The 18,574-nt window shown below is 65.2% G+C and carries 16 protein-coding genes and 1 pseudogene; 13 read left to right on the forward strand and 4 right to left on the reverse strand.

All coding sequences use genetic code 11. The annotated features are described in order from the left end of the window. Window positions 1–79: 79 nt before the first annotated feature. Window positions 80–481 (reverse strand): energy transducer TonB, encoded by a 402-nt coding sequence (locus IV454_RS10905; protein ID WP_206091470.1) that lies wholly within the window; start codon window positions 479–481, stop codon window positions 80–82. An 82-nt stretch (window positions 482–563) separates the two neighbouring features. On the opposite strand from IV454_RS10905, the gene IV454_RS10910 reads away from it, so the two are divergent. Next, a complete protein-coding gene (locus IV454_RS10910; protein WP_206091471.1) occupies window positions 564–1,415 on the forward strand; it encodes an MOSC domain-containing protein in 852 nt (283 codons plus the stop codon). 125 nt (window positions 1,416–1,540) lie between these two features. Continuing rightward, window positions 1,541–2,671: a sensor domain-containing diguanylate cyclase gene (locus tag IV454_RS10915; RefSeq protein ID WP_206091472.1), complete on the forward strand. Its 1,131-nt coding sequence runs from the start codon at window positions 1,541–1,543 to the stop codon at window positions 2,669–2,671. 197 nt (window positions 2,672–2,868) lie between these two features. Here the strand turns inward: IV454_RS10915 and IV454_RS10920 are convergent, their stop codons facing one another. Continuing rightward, window positions 2,869–4,854 (reverse strand): monovalent cation:proton antiporter family protein, encoded by a 1,986-nt coding sequence (locus tag IV454_RS10920; protein ID WP_206091473.1) that lies wholly within the window; start codon window positions 4,852–4,854, stop codon window positions 2,869–2,871. Window positions 4,855–4,959: 105 nt separating this feature from the next. On the opposite strand from IV454_RS10920, the gene IV454_RS10925 reads away from it, so the two are divergent. The 6 genes and pseudogenes from IV454_RS10925 (at window position 4,960) to IV454_RS10950 (ending at window position 9,991) form a co-directional block, all read left to right on the forward strand. Then, window positions 4,960–5,982, forward strand: coding sequence for a KpsF/GutQ family sugar-phosphate isomerase (locus IV454_RS10925; protein ID WP_370663779.1), 1,023 nt, complete (start codon window positions 4,960–4,962; stop codon window positions 5,980–5,982). Then, the gene (locus IV454_RS10930; RefSeq protein WP_206091475.1) at window positions 5,982–6,536 is read left to right on the forward strand and encodes a KdsC family phosphatase; all 555 of its coding nucleotides are present in this window, start codon (window positions 5,982–5,984) and stop codon (window positions 6,534–6,536) included. The genes IV454_RS10925 and IV454_RS10930 overlap by 1 nt, the downstream gene beginning before the upstream one ends. 21 nt (window positions 6,537–6,557) lie before the next feature. Further along, complete coding sequence (gene lptC, locus IV454_RS10935; protein ID WP_054265927.1) at window positions 6,558–7,181, forward strand: LPS export ABC transporter periplasmic protein LptC; 624 nt, start codon at window positions 6,558–6,560, stop codon at window positions 7,179–7,181. Further along, window positions 7,178–7,786, forward strand: coding sequence for a lipopolysaccharide transport periplasmic protein LptA (gene lptA / locus IV454_RS10940; protein ID WP_054265928.1), 609 nt, complete (start codon window positions 7,178–7,180; stop codon window positions 7,784–7,786). Before lptC ends, lptA begins: the two co-directional genes overlap by 4 nt. Further along, window positions 7,786–8,541: an LPS export ABC transporter ATP-binding protein gene (gene lptB / locus IV454_RS10945; RefSeq protein WP_054268076.1), complete on the forward strand. Its 756-nt coding sequence runs from the start codon at window positions 7,786–7,788 to the stop codon at window positions 8,539–8,541. Before lptA ends, lptB begins: the two co-directional genes overlap by 1 nt. Window positions 8,542–8,543: 2 nt before the next feature. Next, window positions 8,544–9,991 (forward strand): annotated as a pseudogene (locus IV454_RS10950) (RNA polymerase factor sigma-54). Window positions 9,992–10,010: 19 nt separating this feature from the next. Here IV454_RS10950 and IV454_RS10955 read toward each other — a convergent pair. Further along, window positions 10,011–11,351, reverse strand: coding sequence for a hypothetical protein (locus IV454_RS10955; protein ID WP_206091476.1), 1,341 nt, complete (start codon window positions 11,349–11,351; stop codon window positions 10,011–10,013). A gap of 389 nt (window positions 11,352–11,740) precedes the next feature. Here IV454_RS10955 and hpf point away from each other — a divergent pair, with 389 nt between their 5' ends. The 5 genes from hpf to IV454_RS10980 all read left to right on the forward strand — a co-directional run bounded on the left by hpf (window position 11,741) and on the right by IV454_RS10980 (window position 17,468). Then, entirely contained in the window at window positions 11,741–12,106 is a 366-nt protein-coding gene (gene hpf, locus IV454_RS10960; RefSeq protein WP_054265931.1) for a ribosome hibernation-promoting factor, HPF/YfiA family, read from the forward strand. A 98-nt stretch (window positions 12,107–12,204) separates the two neighbouring features. Beyond that, window positions 12,205–13,290 (forward strand): enoyl-CoA hydratase/isomerase family protein, encoded by a 1,086-nt coding sequence (locus IV454_RS10965; protein WP_206091477.1) that lies wholly within the window; start codon window positions 12,205–12,207, stop codon window positions 13,288–13,290. Window positions 13,291–13,373: 83 nt separating this feature from the next. Next, the gene (locus IV454_RS10970; protein ID WP_054265933.1) at window positions 13,374–13,751 is read left to right on the forward strand and encodes a BlaI/MecI/CopY family transcriptional regulator; all 378 of its coding nucleotides are present in this window, start codon (window positions 13,374–13,376) and stop codon (window positions 13,749–13,751) included. A 2-nt stretch (window positions 13,752–13,753) separates the two neighbouring features. Continuing rightward, window positions 13,754–15,277, forward strand: coding sequence for a M23/M56 family metallopeptidase (locus IV454_RS10975; protein WP_206091478.1), 1,524 nt, complete (start codon window positions 13,754–13,756; stop codon window positions 15,275–15,277). 85 nt (window positions 15,278–15,362) lie between these two features. Next, window positions 15,363–17,468: a TonB-dependent receptor plug domain-containing protein gene (locus IV454_RS10980; RefSeq protein WP_206091479.1), complete on the forward strand. Its 2,106-nt coding sequence runs from the start codon at window positions 15,363–15,365 to the stop codon at window positions 17,466–17,468. A gap of 9 nt (window positions 17,469–17,477) precedes the next feature. Here the strand turns inward: IV454_RS10980 and rapZ are convergent, their stop codons facing one another. Continuing rightward, complete coding sequence (gene rapZ / locus IV454_RS10985; protein ID WP_206091480.1) at window positions 17,478–18,341, reverse strand: RNase adapter RapZ; 864 nt, start codon at window positions 18,339–18,341, stop codon at window positions 17,478–17,480. Between the last annotated feature and the right edge of the window lie 233 nt (window positions 18,342–18,574).

Below are 18,574 nucleotides of genomic sequence, written 5' to 3' on the forward strand. Positions count from 1 at the left end.
CTGTTTTGTTGTGATCACGGAAACAAGTAGCTTCCTGGTATTTCATTGTCGGCAACACAAGCATGCTGCGATCATCAGATCAATCGAGCGTCCAGACGTACTGCATGTTGATGACGTCCTGCACCGGTTTGCCGCCGCGGCGGCCCGGCAGGAAGCGGCAGGCCGAGAGTGCCTTGATAACGGCCTCATCCCAAGGTCGGCCGCCGCCGCTTTGCTCGACGCGGGCCTTGAGGACGCGGCCATCGGGCGCGATGACGAAGGCGACCTTGAAGGTGTCCAGGCTTCCGATGCGCATGCCGGTGCCAGGCCATTGCGGCGCAGGGCAGGAGCCGGCGACGACGGAAGCCCTGATGCGGGCGGGGGTGGCATCGTGCGCGGGCGCCGGCCGGGCCAGCAGCAACAGGCAAGCGGTGAACAGACAATGACGCATGAATCGGGCCGGGTTCACCATGGATGCGCTTTCGAGGGTGCCAATGTACATCAATCGCTTGCCGACAGCTTGATATATGTTGGGACAAAACTAAGATAGACTTGTCTGAACTTTCCACTACCGCGTAAACACGATGGCGATCCTGTCCGAACTGGTTCTGTACCCGATCAAATCCTGCGCCGGCATCTCCGTGCGCGAGGCCACGCTGACCCGTTCCGGCCTGTCGGTCGACGCGGTGTACGACCGCGAATGGATGCTCATCGACGACAACGGGCAGTTCCTCACGCAGCGCGAGCATCCGCGGATGGCCCTGATCACGCCGCGCCTGTTGTCGGACACCCTGGAGGTGCGCGCGCCGGGCATGTTGCGCCTCGAAATACCGCTCGGGCTGCCCGACCCGGACCACGAAATCACGCGCGACGTGATGGTCTGGGAAGACAGCGTGCTGGCCTACGATTGCGACGACACCACCGCCACCTGGTTCTCGAAGGCGATCGGCGTGCCGTGCCGGCTGGTGCGCTTCCACGCCACCGCCACCCGCGTGTCGAGCACCAAATGGACCGGCGGGCTGGCCGAGCCGACCCTGTTTTCGGACGGTTATCCCTTGCTGGTGGTGGGCCAGGCTTCGCTCGACGACCTCAATCAGAAGATGCAGGCGGCCGGGCGCGCGGCCCTGCCCATGAACCGCTTTCGTCCGAATATCGTCATCGACGGCATCGACGCCTTCGAGGAGGATTATGCCGACCATTTCGCGCTCGGCGCGGCGCGCCTGAAGCCCGTCAAGCCATGCTCGCGCTGCCCGATTCCGGCGGTCGACCAGGCCACCGGCGAGCCGGGGCCCGATCCGCTCGACATCCTGCGCACCTACCGCAGCAAGGCCGTCATGGACGACAAGATCTGCTTCGGCATGAATGCGATCGTCACCGACGGTGATGGCGAGCGCCTGCAGGTGGGCCAACCGGTGACAATGACCCTGGCATTCTGAGGCCGCGGCGGCACGGTTGGCGGCGATGACATATGCGATTCGGGTGAATTTTTCGTTTTCAAGGCGGGCCGGATCGCGTAAGGTGGCACTATTGTCGAGGTCGACAGGAAAAAGGTGGGAACCGTATGCATGATCCCGGCGCTCCGGCGCGCGATGTGGAAGCCGAAAACGAATCCTTGCGTGCGCGCCTGGACTATCTGGTGGAGCAGGCCGAGCGCAATCACGAGATCATGTGCCGGCACCAGGCGTTCGACCTCGAAATCGTCGGTTCCGACAGCTTCCAGGCGCTGATTGGCACCATCTTCAGCAGCCTGCCGGCCATCGCCGGACTCGATATCGTGACACTGAGCCTGGTCGACGAAGATGCCGACATCCGCACCGTGATGGACAAGCTGGGTGTGGACTTCAACGATTTTCCGCACATGATTTTCGTGGACTCGGCGGCGGCGCTGGGCTTCGTGCCGTCGCGCAGCGAGGTGTTCACGGGGCCGCCCAAGCCGATGCTCGGGCCTTATCACCCGGCCGGCCACCAGCCGATGTTCCCGAACCAGCCGCCCGGTCTGCAAAGCATCGCGCTGGTGCCGCTGCTGCGCAACAAGCGCCTGATCGGCAGTCTGAATCTGGGCAGCCTGGATGCCACGCGTTTTACCCCGGCCATGGCCACCGACTTCATCGAGCACATGGCGTCGATCATCGCGATCTGCCTCGAAAACGTGATCAGCAACGAGATGCTCAAGTATATCGGGCTGACCGATTCGCTGACCGGGGTGTACAACCGGCGCTATATCGACCGCCGCCTGCTGGAGGAAATCGGCCGCGCGCGGCGCCAGGCGTACCGCATTTCGTGTTTGTACATCGACATCGACCATTTCAAGCAGGTCAACGACAGCAGCGGGCACCAGGGCGGCGATGAAGTGCTGCGCGAGGTGGCTGCGCGCATCAAGGCCGAGCTGCGCCTGTCCGACGCGCTGGGGCGCTTCGGCGGTGAGGAATTCGTGGTGCTGCTGATCGACGCCAATCTCGACAGCGCGACCCAGGTGGCGCAGCGGATCTTGCAGAGCATCGCGGGCACGCCGTTCACCTTGTCGGGCGGGGAGCGGCTGGCGGTGTCGGTGTCGATCGGGGTGGCGACGCTCGACGACTTCGAGCGCGATCACGCCATCGAGGGCGTGGCCCAGGCACTGGTGGCGCATGCGGATACGGCGCTGTACAAGGCGAAAGAGGGTGGGCGCAACCGGGTGGTGTCGTTCGTTTAATCGTCGTTCCCGCGAGCCCCCCACCGTCGTTCCCGCGAGCCCCTGCCGTCGTTCCCGCGCAGGCGGGAACCCAAGTTCGCAGCTTCGCGTTATCTCGTCTCTGATTCACGTACTTGGGTTCCCGCCTGCGCGGGAAGTCGTTTCTGGCAGTGCCAGGAACGACGGGGAGGTGGCGGCGGAACGACGGCTCGATGGGGCTAATGCAGCAACCGTTCCTCCGCCCGGTTCACCGCATCGGCCGACCCGCGCAGCACCACCACGTCGCCCACTTCCAGCTGCGTCAGCGGCGTCACGTCGAGCCGCTCTTTCCCGCGCCGCACCGTGGTCACATCCGCTCCCAGCTCGCTTAGCTCGAGCTGGTCGATGCGCTTGCCGACCGAGGCAGCATCTTCGCGCAAGGTCACCGAATGCAGGCGCACGAACAAGTGCTCCGGATCGTCGCTGGCGTCGCCGGTGCCATGAAAATACCCGCGCAGCGACGCGTATCGCTCGTCGCGCGCACTTTGCACCCGGTGCACCACGCGCCGCAGCGGCACGCCCATCATCACCAGCGCGTGCGAGGCGAGCATCAGGCTGCCCTCCAGCGCTTCCGGCACCACTTCCGCCGCGCCGGCTTTTTTCAGCACATCGAGATCGGTATCGTCATAACTGCGCACGATCACCGGCAAGGTTGGTGCCAGTTCGTGCACCAGGTGCAGCACCTTGATCGCCGATGGCGTGCTGGCGTACGTGATCACCAGCGCGCTGGCGCGGTAAATACCGGCCGCCACCAGGCTTTCGCGGCGCGCGGCGTCGCCGTACGACACATGCGCACCCGCCGCCTGCGCTTCCTGCACCCGTTCCGGGTCCAGGTCGAGCGCCTGGTAAGCCACTTTTTCCTCGGTCAGCAAGGTCGCCAGGGTCTGGCCGCTGCGCCCGAAGCCGGCGATGATCACGTGCTTCTGGGTTGACATGGTGCGGCTGGCGATTTGCGTGAGCTGGAGCGACTGCATCATCCATTCGTTGGACGAGACCTTCATCACGATCTGGTCCGATTTGGCGATGATGAACGGCGCCACCAGCATCGACAGCACCATCGAGGCGAGCACCAGCTGGATGATGAAGTCGTCGATCAGATGCGCGCCCGAGGTCAGGTTGAGCAGCACGAAGCCGAATTCGCCCGCCTGCGCCAGCGCCAGGCCGGTGCGGATCGACACGCCGTCGGACGCGCCGAACAGCTTGGCCAGCACCGCGATCAGGGCGAACTTGAGCAGCACCGGCAGCACCAGCAAGAGCAGCACCAGCCACCAGTTCTCCAGCACCAGGCCGACATTAAGCAGCATGCCGACGGTGATGAAAAACAGCCCGAGCAGCACGTCGCGGAAGGGCTTGATGTCTTCTTCCACCTGGTGCTTGTACTGGGTTTCGGAGATCAGCATGCCGGCCACGAACGCGCCCAGGGCCAGCGACAGGCCGGCGTGCTCGGTGATCCAGGCCGCGCCCAGGGTGATGAGCAGCAGGTTGAGCATGAACAGCTCCTGCGAGCGGCGCTTGACGACGATGGTGAACCACGTGCGCATGACCTTCTGGCCGATGAACAGCAGCAGCACCAGCACGATCACCGCTTTCAGGCCGGCCCAGGCCAGGGTTTCGGCCAGTTCCTCGGGCGGCTTGCCGAGCGAGGGAATGAGGATCAGCAGCGGCACCACGGCCAGATCCTGGAACAGCAGGATGCCGATGATCTTGCGGCCATGCTGGCTTTCGAGTTCGAGCCGCTCGGTGAGCATCTTGACCACGATCGCGGTCGACGACATGGCCAGCGCGCCGCCCAGCGCGAACGCCGCCTGCCAGGTGATTTTCAGCGATGCCGGCAACTGGGTCGAGAGCAGCCACCCGAACAGCATGGTGGCCACGATGGTCAGCACCACCTGGGCCATGCCAAGGCCGAACACGATGCGCCGCATCGCCATCAGCTGCGACAGGGAGAATTCCAGCCCGATCGAAAACATCAGGAAAACAACGCCGAATTCGGCCAGGGTTTCGGTGGTCTTGCTGTTTTCGGCCAGGCCCAGGGCGTGCGGGCCAATCAGGATGCCGACGGCCAGGTAGCCGAGCATCGGTGGCAGGTGCATCATGCGGAAAGCGACCACGCCCAGTACGGCGCTGCCCAACAGAAGGAGGGTGAGTTCTAGTCCTGAAAACATGCGTTGCCGTGTAATGGAGTGGTAAGGCCGGGCGAAAACACGGGGTAAAGACGATTTCTGCGTCTGGCAAGTTTTTTGCTTTCGCAATTCGTTTATACTTCTGCCATGAGTGTAACCCATGAAAAAACAATGCTGAAAGCTTTTGACAAAAACCTCACGCAACGCGCCATGCAACTGGCCCGCGAGACGCTGGAAATCGAAGCGGACGCCATCCGCGCCCTGCACGCGCGCCTGGTGACCGACGACAGCGTCGGCCAGGCCGTGGGCCTGTTGATGGAATGCGGCGGGCGGGTGGTTGTCTCCGGCATGGGCAAGTCGGGCCATATCGCGCGCAAGATCGCCGCCACCCTGGCCTCGACCGGCACCCCGGCCATGTTCGTCCACCCGGGCGAAGCGGCCCACGGCGACCTTGGCATGGTCACCGCGCAGGATGCCTTCATCGCCATCTCGAACTCCGGCGAGACGGCCGAACTGATGGCGATCCTGCCGATCATCAAGCGCATGGGCGCGCCGCTGATCGCCATGACCGGCAACCCGCAATCTAGCCTGGCGCTGCTGGCCGACGTGCACCTTGACGTTTCCGTGGCCAAGGAAGCCTGCCCGCTCAACCTGGCGCCAACCGCCAGCACTACCGTCACCCTGGCCCTGGGCGACGCGCTGGCCGTGGCCCTGCTCGACGCGCACGGCTTCAAGGAAGAAGACTTCGCCCGCTCGCATCCGGGCGGCGCGCTGGGCCGGCGCCTGCTGACCCACGTGCGCGATGTCATGCGCAGCGGCGACGCGGTGCCGAAGGTGACGGCTGACGTGTCGCTGTCGGCGGCCCTGCTCGAAATCACCCAGAAGGGCATGGGCATGACCGCCATCGTCGACGAGGCGCAGCGCCCGGTCGGCGTATTTACCGACGGCGACCTGCGCCGCCTCATCGAGCGCGTGCAGGACTTCACGAAGATCGCGATCCGCGACGTGATGCACGCCGATCCGCGCCGCGTCGGCCCCGACCAGCTGGCGGTCGATGCGGTGGCCATCATGGAAGAATTCCGCATCAACCAGATGCTGGTGGTCGATACCGACGGCAAACTGGTGGGCGCCCTGCATATCCATGACCTGACCCGCGCGAAGGTGATCTGATGACGCAGCCTGACGTTAGCTCTCCCTACCAGCTCGACCACCTGCGCCGCGCCGCCGCCGTCAAGGTCATGATTTTCGACGTCGACGGCGTGCTCACCGACGGCAGCCTGACCTACGGCCCCGATGGCGAAGCGACCAAGACCTTCAATGTGCTCGACGGCCTGGGCATCCAGCTGCTGCAAAAAAGCGGCGTGGCCACCGCCATCATCAGCGCGCGCCAGTCGCCGATCGTGGTGCGGCGCGCGGCCGATTTGGGCATCATGCATGTCCACCAAGGCATCCACGACAAACGCATCGCCTTCGCCAAGTTGCTCGAAGCGACCGGCGTCACGGCCGCGCAGTGCGGCTACATCGGCGATGACGTGATCGACCTGCCGCTGCTGCTGCAGGTCGGCTTTGCCGTCACCGTGCCAACCGGCCACCCGGAAGTGCAATACCGCGCCCATTACGTCACCAAGGCCGGCGGCGGGCGCGGCGCCGTGCGCGAAGTGTGCGACATGGTCATGCGCGCGCAGGGCAGCTACGAGGCGGCCCTGGCGCCGTACTTCGCCTGATGCAAACGACAAGGGACCACCATGCATAAGCGCACCGCACACCGCTGGCGCCTGACCGCGATCATGGTGGTCGGGACCTTCTTCGCCTTCGGCACCTTCTGGCTGGTCCAGCTGGCGCAAAACGGCGACACCTCGGTCGATCCGAACAGCTTCAAGAACGAACCAGACTACATCGTCGAGCAGTTCAGCTTCGTGCGCATGACACCAGAGGGCAAGCCGCGCTACCTGGTCTCCGGCGCCAAGCTCACCCACCGCCCGGTCGACGATACCTCGGACGTGGAACTGCCGGTGCTGCAGGGCGTCGCGCCCGGCCAACCGATTACCACCATCACCTCGCAGCGCGCGCGCATCCGCCACGCCCAGAACCAGGCGGACTTGATCGGCGATGTCAACGTGGTGCGGCCTGAGTCGCCCGGCAACCGCGCCATGCGGCTCAAGACCGAAGCGCTGACCGTTTTTACCGACGAAGACCGCATGACGTCCGACCAGCCGGTCCAGGTCACCCTGGGCACCGCCACCATCACCGGGACCGGCATGGAGGCGAACAACGCGACGCGCGAGCTCAGGTTCGCCAGCCGCGGGCAGATCGTCTATCCACCGAAAGCGGCGCGCGCAGCGCCACCCATCACAGGTAAACCACAATGAAAAAATTCCTAGCCTTCGCCCTGCTCGGACTGGCCGCGGCAACCGCGTCCGCCGAAAAGGCCGATGCCGCCAAGCAGGCGGTGATCGGTTACGATTCCCTTGAAACCAATGAAGTGACCCAGGTGACCATATTCACCGGGAACGTGGTCGTCACCAAGGGCACCCTGATCCTGAAGTCCGACCGTGCCGTCGTCAAGAATACGCCCGAAGGCGATATGTTCGTGACACTGACCGCCAACCCGGGCAAGGCCGCCACCTTCCGCCAGAAACGCGACGGTGGTCCGGACCTGTGGATCGAAGGCCAGGCCCAGCGCATCGAATACGATGAACGCAACGACTTGATGAAGCTGTTCTCGGGCGCCAGGATCCGCCAGCTGGAAGGCGACAAGCCAACCAACGAAATCGAGAGCGAATTCATTTCCTACGACAGCCGCAAGGAAGTGTTCGTCGCGCGTAACGATGCAAGCGGCACAAACAAGCCAGGCCAGGGCCGCGGCACCATGGTCATCGCTCCGCGCAAGCCGCGCGCAGCGCCGGCCACGCCGCCGGGAACTCCCGCACCGACACCGGCACCGGCGAGCACGCCAGCGGCGGAAAACCCATGATGGAACCGAAGAATTGCGGTAGCACCTTGATCGTGCGCGGCCTGCAGAAAAGCTATGGCAAGCGCCTGGTGGTGCGCGACGTGTCGCTGCAGGTCGACTGCGGCGAAGTGGTCGGCCTGCTCGGTCCCAACGGCGCCGGCAAGACCACCTCGTTCTACATGATCGTCGGGCTGGTGCCGTCGGACGCGGGCACGATCGACATCAGCGGGGTCGATATTTCGAGCCTGCCGATTCACCGCCGCGCCACGCTCGGCCTGTCGTACCTGCCGCAGGAAGCGTCGGTGTTCCGCAAGCTGACGGTGGAAGAAAACATCCGCGCCGTGCTGGAACTGCAAAAGGTCGACGGCAAGCCGCTCACCAAGGCCCAGATCAACGACCGTCTGGACACCCTGCTGGCCGACCTGCAAATTGAAAAGCTGCGCGAAAACCAGGCCATGTCGCTGTCGGGCGGCGAGCGGCGCCGGGTCGAGATCGCGCGCGCGCTGGCGACCAATCCGCGCTTCGTGCTGCTCGACGAACCGTTCGCCGGGGTCGATCCGATCGCCGTCATCGAGATCCAGCGCATCGTGCGCTTCCTCAAGCAGCGCGGCATCGGCGTGCTGATCACCGACCACAACGTGCGCGAAACCTTGGGCATCTGCGACCGCGCTTACATCATCAACCAGGGAGCGGTGCTCGCCTCCGGCCGACCCGACGACATCATCGCCGATGAATCCGTGCGCCGGGTCTACCTGGGCGAACACTTCCGGATGTAGGCATGAAACAGTCACTTCAACTACGCACCTCCCAGCACCTCGCCCTCACGCCGCAGTTGCAGCAGTCGATCCGGCTGCTGCAGTTGTCGACCCTGGAACTGCACCAGGAACTGGAACAGCTGTTAAGCGACAATCCCCTGCTCGAACGGCTGGACGACCCGCTCGATCATTCGGTGCGCCTGCTCGGCGATGGCGCCATCAGCAGCACCTCGACGCCGACCGAAGCGGCGCCCGAGCCGGGGGCGCAGGACGCGCCCGCGCCGGCCGAAGGCGAAGGCTTCGAAGGCGGCGAGGCGGACAGCCCGGCCAGCAGCAGCGACAACGATGGCGAATGGGGCGACCTCGGTCGCGCCAAGACGTCCGACGACGAGGATTCGCGCCCGCAGCTGGAAGCGTCCGCCACCACCTTGCGCGAGCACCTGATGGAGCAGATGCGCGTGACCGTGCTGGAAGCGCGCGACCGCGCGCTGGTCGAACTGATCGTCGACGCCATCGACGACAACGGCTACCTGACCGAAACCCTGGAAGAAATCCACGAGCGCATGCCGCCCGAGCTGGAAATCGACATTGACGAATTGCGCACCGCGCTGGCGCTGCTGCAAAGTTTCGACCCGGTTGGCGTGGGTGCGCGCAATGCGTCCGAATGCCTGGCGCTGCAGATCCGGCGCATGCCTTGCGTGGCGCTGGTGACGCGGCGCATGGCGCTGACGATTGTCGAGAACCACCTGACCTGGTTCGCCCAGCGCGAATTCAACAAGCTGAAAAAGGCGCTCGACTGCGACGATGAAGATTTGCGCGAGGCGCAGACCGTGATCCGCCAGTGCAATCCGCATCCGGGCGCGGAGTTCGCGTCCGACGTGTCGGACTACGTGGTGCCGGACGTGATCGTGCGCAAGGCGAAAAACGGCTGGTCGGTGATGCTCAATAACGATGTCATGCCGCGCTGCTCAAGCAGGGCAAGGGCGAAGGGCAGATGGGCGCGCAGCTGCAGGAAGCGAAGTGGCTGATCAAGAACATGCGCCAGCGCTTCGATACCATCTTGCGGGTGGCCGAAGCGATCGTCGAACGCCAGCGCAATTTCTTCTCGCACGGCGCGGTGGCGATGCGCCCGCTGGTACTGCGCGAAATCGCCGACACGCTCGGCCTGCACGAAAGTACGATCTCGCGCGTGACCACGCAAAAGTACATGATGACGCCGCACGGCATGTTCGAGCTGAAGTATTTTTTCGGCAGCCACGTGGCCACCGAAGCGGGCGGCGAAGCGTCGTCGACGGCGATCCGCGCGCTGATCGTGCAGCTGACCAGCGCCGAAGACCCCAAGAGCCCTCTGTCGGACAGCAAGATCGCCGACATCCTCGGCGAGCAGGGCATGGTGATCGCGCGCCGCACGGTCGCCAAGTACCGCGAAGCGCTCAAGATTCCGCCGGTCGCCCTGCGCAAGTGCCTGTAAGGCCAGTTGCGCGCGGCGCCTAGAAAAATTCCGGGTGCTCGCGCAGCAACTGCTGTTCGTACTGGTTCACCGCCTTGAACAGGGCCAGTCCGGGCGCCATGCGCCGTCCCGCGTCCCAGCTGCGCCAGGCGCGCGGCATGTCGTAGTTCTGGTGCAGCGCGTCGCCCATATCCTTGTAGGCTCCGGCCAGCGCCGGATTGGCGCGCAGCACGCTGGCGTACAGCGGGAGCGCGCCGCGCACGTCGCCCAGCCTGGCGCGCCAATTGGCTTCGAACAGCATCAGCATGTGCTGTTTTTGCGTGGTGAGCTTGCGCAGTTCCTGCAGTCTGGCGACCGCCGCCTCCATCTCCGCCTTGCCCTTGGGCCGCATCGCCGCCGCAAACGCGCGCACTTGCGGGTCGGCGTTGAGCAGCACCTTCTGTTCCGGCGTCGGCGTTTTCATCGGTTCGCCGCTGACAAACGACCATTCGGACATGCCGAGCATGGCGTCCAAAGCGCGCTTGTCGGCGAACGCTTGCGCGATCCCGGTCTCGAACGCCTGCCTGCTTGCCGCTGCGGGCGGCGCCGCATTCGCCTGTGCCTTGTCGAGCAGCTGATCGAGTTCGTTCGCCGCTGCCGCGCGCGGCTGGTACGGCTTGAGGTCGTAGCTGGCCGGGGCGCTTTCCTTGAGCGCGCTGATCGTATAGGTGCGCGCCTGGCTGTTGCCGATCTGCTTGTGGTACATGACGAAACCGGCCGGCACGCGCTTTTCGCTTGCGAGGCGCGCCAGCACCAGCGGATGGCCGCCGAAACGGTAGCGCATCATGCGCTCGAACATGGCCGCGTCGGCGGCGCTGACCTTGGTGCCGCCGGCGGGGATGTGGGCCAGTGGATTGCCGTCGACCGCCAGCACGGTGGCGCCGGCCTCGGTCGATTCGGACAGCTTGCGCGCCGCCGAGGCGACCGATAACTGATGCTCGTCGAAGACCGGGTCGAAGGCCGGCAGGTCGACCTTGGCCACGCTCAGCGACTTGTTCAGCACCGACCGGTTCTTCAGTTCCTGCACGCGAAAACCGACTTCGTCGAACAGCGAGTAGTCGACATAACGCCGGCTGGCCAGGTCGATCTGGTAGCGGCGCCGGGTCGCCAGGTCGTAGACCGTCGATTCGCTCGCGCTGCTCACCGACAGATAGCGTTCGCCCAGTACCACCTTGTACTGCCTGACTTCGTCCGGCGGCGGGTTGTCGCCGTGCGCGGCGACCTTGTATTTGGTGGCGACGCTCAGGTCGAAACTGAGGGCGGCGAAGGCCGGGGCGCTGGCGCACAGGGCGCCGGCCAGCACCAGGCGCGGCAGGGAGAGAAGGGCGAATCGCTTGAACATATCGGCATGGGGAAATTGGCGGGGGGAAGCGATTGTAGGGGAAGTCCCTTGTCTTATATAGATTGGTCTACCTGCCTGCTACTTTTCGATCCCGCCGGTATTGCGAGGATATACCGCAGAGAATATATCGGCTATTTCCCCTTGATTCCTGGCGTCTTTGTGCTTACCTTGTGCTATGCCGAATAACTGATACACTTGGTTCTACACGAGAGAAAGTTGCTCGGGTACAAAAAATGAAGGAGTTGAAACCATTAAACCCATTAATCGATTGGCAATTTTCGGACGGTGCAGGTTCCGATCGTCCGTGCGGTAATAACGCTGTTCCTCTGCGCTGCCATGCGTAAGAACCGATAGTAACAAGAAGTGCCATTATCATTAGGAGTGTGTGTATGAATCTCACAATCAGTGGACATCATCTTGAAGTAACGCCAGCCATCCGTGAATACGTACAGAGCAAGCTTGAGCGCGTAAGGCGCCATTTCGATCAAGTGATCGATATCGCAGTCATCCTCACCGTCGACAATCTGACGGAAAAAGAAAAACGTCAAAAGGCCGAGATCAACCTGCGCCTGTCGGGCAAAACCGTGTATGTGGAAAGCCTGTCGCACGATCTCTACGCCGCCATCGATACCCTGATCGACAAACTGGATCGTCAGGTCATGAAGTACAAAAACAAGGTCCAGGACCACAATCACCAGGCCATCAAGCACCTGCCTGAAGAGATGCCTGAAGAAGAGACGCCGTCGGCCGCATAAGCAGGCCCCGTCCCTTTCGCCAAAGGGCGCCCGCGTGGCGCCCTTTTTGCATCCATGCGCGATAAAATAGCGCTCTTTTCCTCTTCCATCAGCCAGCCATGAGCGAATTTGTCCACACCCGCGTTGCCAACCGTACCGGCGTGATTACCCTCGACCGTCCCAAGGCCCTCAATTCGCTGTCGCTGGCGATGGTGCGCGACTTGACCGAGGTGTTGAGCGCATGGCGCAACGACGCCGCCATCGACGCCGTGGTCATTGGCAGCAGCAGCGAGAAAGCGCTGTGCGCGGGCGGCGATATCCGCTTTTTCCACGATTGCGGCCATGCCACCCCCATGGGCGGCAGCGCGCTGCTGGAAGATTTTTTCACCGAAGAATACGCGCTCAATCACCTGATTCATTTTTACCCGAAGCCGTATATCGCGCTGATGGATGGCGTGGTGATGGGCGGCGGCATGGGCATTGCGCAGGGCGGGCCTGACTGCCGCATCCGCATCGTCACCGAGAAAACCAAGATGGCCATGCCCGAGGTGAATATCGGCCTGTTTCCGGATGTGGGCGGCAGCTATTTTCTGTCGCGCGCGCCGGGGCAGCTGGGGCATTACCTGGGCCTGACCGGCCTGACCATCGGCGCGGCCGACGCCCTGTACGTCGGGCTGGCCGACCTGTTCGTGCCGCAGGCGCAGATGGGCGCGCTCAAGGAACTGATCGAGGCAACCCCGGGTTCGCAGCTGCGCGCGGCCATTGGTGCGTTTGCGGCGCCGTTTTCCGCTGATGCGGGCGCATCGACCCTGGCCGCGCAGCGCGATGGCATCGACCGCCATTTCGGCGCCGCTTCGGTCGCGGCGATCATGGCCTCGCTCGAAGGCGACGACGGCGAGTTCGCGCAAAAGGCGCTGGCCGCGATGCGCCAGCGTTCCCCGCTGATGATGTGCGTGACGCGCGAACTGCTGCTGCGCGGAGGATCGCTCGGTGTCGCCGATTGCCTGCGCATGGAACGCACCGTGGTGCGCCACAATTTCGAACACGGCGAAGTGCTCGAAGGCGTGCGCGCGCTCGTCATCGACAAGGACAATGCGCCCAAGTGGAACCCGGCCAGCCTCGATCAGGTCGACGCGCCGATGGTCGAGCGCTTCTTCGCGCCGGTGTGGCCGGCCACCGCGCATCCGCTGCGCCATCTGGATTGAGGTGACGCGGAGCCGGCACGGTGCTTGACCTTATGTGACAAATGTCGCATACTTGCCCCATCAGTCACAAATGGAGCATCGTCATGTCGGTCATTCCTTCGGTTTCAGAACTCAGCCTGCTCAAAGTCCTCTGGAAGGACCAGCCCCTGAGCGCGCGCGAGCTGCATGAGCGCGCCGTCGCGGAACTGGACTGGTCGTTTTCCTCGACGCGCAAGACGCTCGAACGCATGCTCGACAAGCAAATGGTGTCGCAGCACGCGCAGCACGGGGTGCAGGTCTACCGCGCCCAGCTCGACAAGGTGACGACCCTGGCCGCCTTTGCGCGCGACTTCGGGCGCCGCGTGATGGAGATCGACGCGCCACTGCCCGTCAATATGTTCACCGGCAGTAAACTGGTCGACCAGCAGGAACTCGCGGAACTCGAACAGATGCTGCAAGACTGGCCGGACGCGAAGGAGTGAGCATGCTCAACGAGATCGCCTTTCCCTTCCTTAAAGCGAGCATCACCTGCGGCATTGCGGCCGCCATCATCCTGGCGCTGCTTTCGCTCGCGACGCGCGTGTGGCCGGTGCTGGCCAGGCACCGTTCGGTGTGGCTCTGGTCGCAGGCGGCCATCGCTTGCGCCTTCGTGCTCGCCCTGCTGCCGCACAGCGCCAGTTATAGCGTGGTGCCGGCCATCGAGATCGAGCGTTCCGTCGCTGCGGTCCCGACGCCGCCGCGCCACTCCGGCGCGGACGACGTGGACGGCGCAGGCGACGAGGTGGACGCCTTTGAACTTCTCGCGCAAGTCTGGCTGGCGCTGTATGCGGCCGGCCTGCTGGCCTCCGGCGCGCGCTGGATGCATGCGCAGCGCGGCCTGCGCGCCTTGCTGGGCAGCGCGCGTCCGCTCGACGCCACGGCACTGGCGCAGCACGCGGGCTTCGACGCCGAGCCGGTAGCTGCGCTGCTGCGGCGCGGCCTGCGCGTGTCCGAAACCGATGCCGCCGTCTCGCCCATGCTGACCGGCCTCGCGCGGCCGCACCTGCTGCTGCCGCGCCATCTGCGCGACTTCAGCGACGAGCAGCAGCGCCTGATCGTCGCCCACGAACTGACGCACTGGCAGCGCCGCGATCCCTTGTGGCTGCACGCGGGCATGCTGCTGCAAACGCTGTTCTGGTTCAATCCCCTGCTGGCGGTGCTGACCCGGCGCCTGAACTGGGCCCAGGAGCTTGGATGCGACCGCGTCGTGCTGGCTGGCCGCCCCGCGCAGCAGCGCAAGCAGTATGCGGCCGCCCTGGTGGCCCAGCTCAAGGTGCAGCAGGATAGCTTTGCCGCGCCGGCCGCCAGCATCGCCTTCGGCCACGGGAACGCCGCTTCGCTGCGCGCCAGGGTGGGCCTGATCCGCGAGCAGGGATTGCGTGCGCCTGGCTTGCCGGGCAAGGCCGCGGTGGCCGCCGCGCTGGTGTCGGTGCTGGGCGCGAGCCTGTTCCTGCAGCCGGCGTTTGCCTGGCGCGCGCCGCAATCGGCGGCGCCCCTGGCATCGGCGAGCGCTGCGAGCGCCCCGCAGCAGTGGCGGATGCCGGTCGAGCGCGTGCGCGTCACCAGCTTTTACGGCGCCGCGCGCAAGAATCTGGAAGGCGGCCATCACGGCATCGACTTCGCCGCGCGCACCGGCACGCCCGTGCTGGCGGCAGCCGGCGGCACGGTGCTCGCGTCGACTGCGCAGTACGAGGGCGGGCTGCAATACGGCGATGTGGTCCTGATCGAGCATGCCAATGGTGTGCAGTCGCTGTACGCTCACCTGAGCGTGCGCGCGGTGCAGCCGGGCCAGATGGTGCGCGCCGGCGAGATGATTGGCCTGGCCGGCGAAACCGGCAAGGTCACCGGCCCCCACCTGCACCTGGAAGCCTTTCGCAACGGCGAGCACATCGACCCGCAGCAGATGTTGACGTCCCTCGACGCCTACGCCACCTCGCAGGCGCTGCGCAAGCGTCCCGCCAAACTCTAAGCAACTTCCCGGTCAGGCGCGGTTTCCCGTGCGGCGCAAGCGCTGCGGGGCCGCGCTCGTCCCTGCACACCATCCAAGGAAACCTATGCAGATCCGTCCGTATGCCTGCGCCTGCGCGCTGGCTTTATCCTCACCCGCGCTGGGCGCCGATGTTCTTCCGAAAATCGAGATCGCCGGCGCGCGCTACGACCAGCGCAGCGAGGAAACCGCAGCCAGTCTGGTGGTGGGGCGCGAAGAGCTGATGCGCCACGGCGACCGCTCGCTCGGCGACGCCCTCAAACGCGTGCCCGGCATCACCATCGGCGATGGCGGCGGGCGCGCCAGCGATATCCGCCTGCGCGGCCTGGGCAACGGCTATACGCAGGTGCTGCTCAACGGCGTGGCCGCGCCGGCCGGCTTTTCGCTCGAATCGCTGGCGCCGGAACTGATTGAACGGGTCGAGATTGCGCGCGGGGCGTCGGCGGCGACGAGCATGCAGGCCATTGCCGGCAGCGTCAACATCGTTCTGCGCAAGTCGGGCACGCGCCTGCGCGCCACTGTCAAGGCAGGACTGGACACGCAGCACGGCCGGCGCTCGCCCAGCCTGGGCGGAGAATTCGGCGGCAAGGACGATGCGTTTTCGTATTCGGTTCCGGTGAGCCTGTCGTATTCGCCCGTGCCCGCGCCATCGCGAGAAGAAGAGACCGGGCCCGGCCTGCGCCGCAGCACGCGTCTGAACGAAGACAACACCACGCGCCTTCTGAGCCTGACCCCGCGCGCGAACTGGAAGCTCGCCAACGGCGATACGCTCGGCTTGCAGGCCTTCCTCAGCAACAGCCGGCGCGCGACGGACGCCTGGGCCAGCGAGACCACGCTGACCGGCGCACCGACGCGGCATCCACAGCGCGCCGCGATATATAACATGGCGGCGATCTGGCTGCGCGCCGATCTGGAATGGACGCGCAGCCTGGGCGAGGGCGCGCGCATCGCAGCCGGGGGCGGCATCCACCGCAGCCGACGCGAGAGCGATTTCGAGTTCGGCGACATGATCGACGGGCGGCGCGCGCCCGCGCTCAACCTGGTCACGTCCGACCTGCGCGAAGGCGGCTACCACGCGGGCGCCAGCTGGACGCGGCCTTTGGGCGGCGGCCACACATTCGCGGCCGGCTGGGATGGCGCGCACACCACGCGCAGCCAGACCCGCGTGGGCAGCGAACACGATACGTTCGACGAGGCGCCGCTCCTCACCGACAACCGCTATCACGGCATCATCGACCGGCTTGGCATGTTCGCGCAGGATGGCTGGGAGATCAGCCCCGCGTGGTCGCTCTCGGCCGGCCTGCGCTGGGAAACCTTGCGCACTTCCGTGGCCGAAGCCGGCATGGCGGCGGTGCGCCAGCGCAGCGTGATTCCCGCGCCGGTGCTGCAGGCGCTCTACAAGCCCGCCGCCGGCCACCAGCTGCGCGCGGGACTGGCCCGTACCTACAAGGCGCCCACCATGGGTAGCCTGATCCCGCGCCGCTACACGGTCGACAATAACAACAGCGCCACCAATCCGCACAACGAGGGCAACCCCGCGCTGCGGCCCGAAAAAGCCTGGGGCCTCGACGTGGGCTACGACCGCCAGATCGGCAAGGATGGCTTGCTGGCCGCCAGCGCCTACGCGCGCCGCATCGACGACGTGACGGTCACGCGGCTGTTCCAGGATGGCGCGGACTGGGTAGCGACGCCGGCCAACCAGGGCAGGGCGAGCGCGCGCGGCGTGGCGCTGGAAGCGAAGCTGCCGCTGCCCGGTTTCACGCGTGCGGCCTTCAACGGCAACGTGGCGCGCAACTGGTCGCGCATCGACAAGGTCCAGGGGCCGGACAACCGGCTGGCGGATCAGGCGCCGCTGACCGCCAGCCTGGGCATCGATATACGCGCCGCGCTGACGGTGGGAGCGAGCTTCACGTACGCGCGCGGCGCCGTGACGCGCTACTCGCCTGTGTGGAGCGAGTGGAACGGCGGCACGCGCTTGCTGGACATGTATGCCTTGTGGGGAGCGGGGACGCCGACGCGCTTGCGGGTCGGACTGACGAATGTGCTGCGGCGTTCGAACGTGTCGCAGTCGGACCATGGCAGCGCCGCCGACATGCGCTCCACCAGGCGCGAGCTGACACCAGGCGCGGTGTTGCGCATCACGTTGGAGCACGATGTTGAACGGCCCAAATGAGCCGGTGGATCAGGATTGCTCGCGGTGCCTCAGCACAACCCGTTCGGTCGGGCTGAAGTAGGCGGCGAGGCGTTCGGCCATGTACACCGAGCGATGCTGCCCGCCGGTGCAGCCCAGCGCCACGGTCAGGTAGCTGCGGTTGTCGGTCTTGAACGACGGCAGCCACTTCTCGACGAAGGCGCGGATGTCTTCCAGCAGTTCGGCCGCGCTGGGCTGGGCGTCGAGGAAGGCGATCACCGGCGCATCCATGCCGGTGAGGGGGCGCAAGGTCAGGTCGTAGTAGGGATTGGGCAGGGCGCGCACGTCGAACACGAAGTCGGCGTCGAGCGGCACGCCCAGTTTGAACGCGAACGACTCGAAGAAGAGGGTGAGCGGGGCACGCTCGATCTCGACCAGTTCCTTGATCCATGCGCGCAGCTTGTTGGCCGACAGGTCGGACGTGTCGATCACGTGGCCAAGCTGCTCGATGGCGGACAGGCGCTCGCGCTCTTCGAGGATGCATTCGATCAGGGTGCGGCGCGAAGCGGGATTTTCGTCGGGACGCAGCTGGTGCGACAGCGGATGGCTGCGCCGCGTTTCGGAAAAGCGCGCCACCAGCGAGTGCGTGTTCGAGGTCAGGAACATGACCTTGATGTCGTGGCCCTGGTCTTTGAGCACGCGGATGTTGGCGGGTAGTTCGACCAGCGACTGGGCGCTGCGCGCATCGACCGCGACGGCGGCGCAAGCGGTGCCGTCCGCGATCAGCGCGTCGATCAGACTCGGTAACAAGGCCGGCGGGAGGTTGTCGACGCAGTAGTAGCCTGCATCTTCAAGGACGTTGAGGGCGACCGATTTGCCCGATCCGGAAATACCTGTGATGAGTACGATGCGCATAGGCCCGATGATACCCCAAGCGGGTGGGGTTTGCTTAGGCACTATGCATGATTCTTAACAGGCAACAGGGGTTTTACAACGGCCTTTGGCGTTACCTGTGCATACAGCTAGGTTTAGTCGCTGCTCATCGCCTGGTGACGCAGGGGGCTCAGGGAGCATCGCTCCGTGCCTGCCAAACGGTGGGTCCTTGCAAGGGCTTACCGCGTAAACAGACCTGGTTTGAACAGCGATCC

The sequence above is a fragment of the Massilia antarctica genome (genome assembly GCF_015689335.1).
Taxonomy (GTDB): Bacteria; Pseudomonadota; Gammaproteobacteria; order Burkholderiales; family Burkholderiaceae_D; genus Telluria_A; species Telluria_A antarctica.